This is a genomic window from Streptomyces sp. NPDC050704 (assembly GCF_040654355.1).
Taxonomy (GTDB): Bacteria; Actinomycetota; Actinomycetes; order Streptomycetales; family Streptomycetaceae; genus Streptomyces.
Window position 1 is genome coordinate 1 of the sequence record NZ_JBFAHW010000278.1, and the last position, 1,428, is coordinate 1,428.

Genomic DNA, 1,428 nt, shown 5'->3' on the forward strand with positions numbered 1-1,428 from the left:
AGGTCGTGTCCCTCGTCGTGGTGTTGAGGATCAACTGGTGGGCGTGTTCGGGGTGTTGGGTAGCGCGGGGGCGCTTTCGGGGAGTTCGTGGTAGATCTCGCCCATGCTGCCTTCGGGGAGGTAGCGGCGGGGGAAGGCGATCCATTCGTCGTGCATCTCGAAGAGCACGGCGGTGACCAGCCGGACCAGCGCGTCGTCGTTGGGAAAGACCTGGACGACGTCGATCCTGCGCTTGATCTCGCGGTTCACCCGTTCCAGCGGGTTCGTCGACTGGATCTTCTTCCAGTGCCTGGGTGGGAAGTCCGCGAACGCGGTCAGATCCTCCTTCGCCTCCATCAGCATCGCTTTGACCTTGGGGAACTGGGTGCCGAGCATGTCGGCGACGGTGTCCAGTTGAGTGCGCACGAGGCCGGCGGTGGGCTGGGTGAAGATCGTGCGGATCGTCGCGGCGACCATTTCGCCGGAATCCCGGTCGATCACGCTGAAGGCATTTCGCAGGAAATGAACCCTGCACCGCTGCCAGGCGGCGCCGAGCATGACCTTGCGGACCGCGGCGACCAGGCCGGAGTGCTGGTCGGTGATGACCAGGCGGACCCCGGACAGGCCGCGCTCTCGCAGCGAGCGCAAGAATTCCTTCCAGAACGCCTCGCTCTCACTGTCCCCGACCATCAGGCCCAGGACCTCGCGGTTGCCGTCCTCGGTGATGCCGGTGGCGACCACGACGGCCCGGGAGACGATCTGGTGGTTCACCCGCGCCTTGCAGTAGGTCGCGTCCAGGTAGACGTAGGGGAAGCGGACGTGATCCAGCGGGCGGGTGCGGAATGCGGTCAGCGGCTCGTCCAGCATCGTGCAGATCCGTGAGACCTCCGACTTGGAGATGCCGCTGTCGCCGCCCAGGGCTTTGACCAGGTCATCGACGCTGCGGGTGGAGACGCCGTGCACGTATGCCTCCATGATGACGGCGTAGAGGGCCTGGTCGATGCGGCGCCGTCGCTCCAGCAGGCTGGGGAAGAAGCTGCCGGTGCGGACCTTGGGGATCTCCAGGTCCAGGTCGCCGGCCAGCGTGGTCAGCACCTTCTCGCGATGCCCGTTGCGGACGTTGGTCCGCGTCGGCGTGTGCTCGTTCCACTCCGCACCGATGTGGGCACTTGCCTCGGCCTCGATCAGCTCTTGCACCATCCGCTCGGCAATGGCGCGGACCAGCTCGATTCCGTCGGTCGAGCGTAGTGACTCAAGCAGCCGTATCAGTTCAGACTGGGACAGGGCCATCGTGCACTCCTCGTGGTTGAACTGGGCGTTCACCAAGGAGAGTTACGCGATGGCCCGCCTCCTGTCAGGGAGCGGTCCTCACCCATGGAAGTGCGCCCCGGGCAGACGCCCGCGCACTCCCAGCTACTGATCCGGTACACCACGACAAGGGACACCATC

General features: G+C 65.6%; 1 protein-coding gene. It reads right to left on the reverse strand.

Going from position 1 to position 1,428, the window contains the following annotated elements; genetic code table 11:
• Nucleotides 1–30 precede the first annotated feature (30 nt).
• Nucleotides 31–1,269: an IS256 family transposase gene (locus AB0I18_RS52090; RefSeq protein WP_363112901.1), complete on the reverse strand. Its 1,239-nt coding sequence runs from the start codon at nt 1,267–1,269 to the stop codon at nt 31–33.
• Nucleotides 1,270–1,428 lie beyond the last annotated feature (159 nt).